Origin of the sequence: Amycolatopsis sp. WAC 04182, from assembly GCF_003947465.1 — a bacterium.
Taxonomy (GTDB): domain Bacteria; phylum Actinomycetota; class Actinomycetes; order Mycobacteriales; family Pseudonocardiaceae; genus Amycolatopsis.
This window is the reverse complement of the sequence record NZ_QHJJ01000070.1, coordinates 1-630: the sequence shown is the minus strand read 5'-3', so window position 1 is coordinate 630 and position 630 is coordinate 1. Positions and strand designations below refer to the sequence as shown.

General features: G+C 71.7%; 1 protein-coding gene. It reads right to left on the bottom strand.

The window, feature by feature from the left end; genetic code table 11:
* Positions 1-147: 147 nt before the first annotated feature.
* On the bottom strand, positions 148-630 hold a 483-nt coding region (locus DMH01_RS42580; RefSeq protein ID WP_125685104.1), incomplete at its 5' end, for a DUF4158 domain-containing protein.

Below are 630 nucleotides of genomic sequence, written 5' to 3'. Positions count from 1 at the left end.
ACTGGCAGGAGCGGCCAACCAGGCGTGCGGGCTTTGGCCCGGTCCCGCCGCCGCCTCCAGACAGCGCCCGTGATCCCCTGACAGTCGCCAGTCACCAGCGGTTCGCGGGCAGATCCAGGGAGGAGTGGGCGGTCAGGCCGTAGCGGGCTAGCTCGTCCAGCCGCCGCTGCGGCACTGCGGTGTCCAGCTCCAGCCAGCCGAGTTCGGTGCCGCCGATCTCGGCGACCAGATCCAGCGACTTGACGATCTGCGGCCCGGACGCCTTCGACGAGCCACTCCCCCCAGCGCTCCAGACCCGAGACCTTCTTGCCCGGCGGCACCGCCAGCAGCAGATAGCACCGCCCGCTGCTGCGCGCTGAGCAGCGCGGCCAGCGTGTCATGCAGCTCCCGCGTGGCGCGTTCCCGCTCGCGCGCCATCAGCCGGGTCAGCGTGCTGATCCCGGGCAGCAGCACGTCGTTCTGCCGCAGCCAGCGCACCGCGTACTGGAACGGCTCGGTCGGGCCGTCGCCGGTGTTCCACGCGTGCGCCCGCAACTTGCCCGCCAGCTCGGCCTCGGCCGAGGCGAAGTCGTTCAGCCCGAACGCCTTGGCAATCTCCCAGGTGTGTTCCAGCCGCGCCTTGTCCCGCTC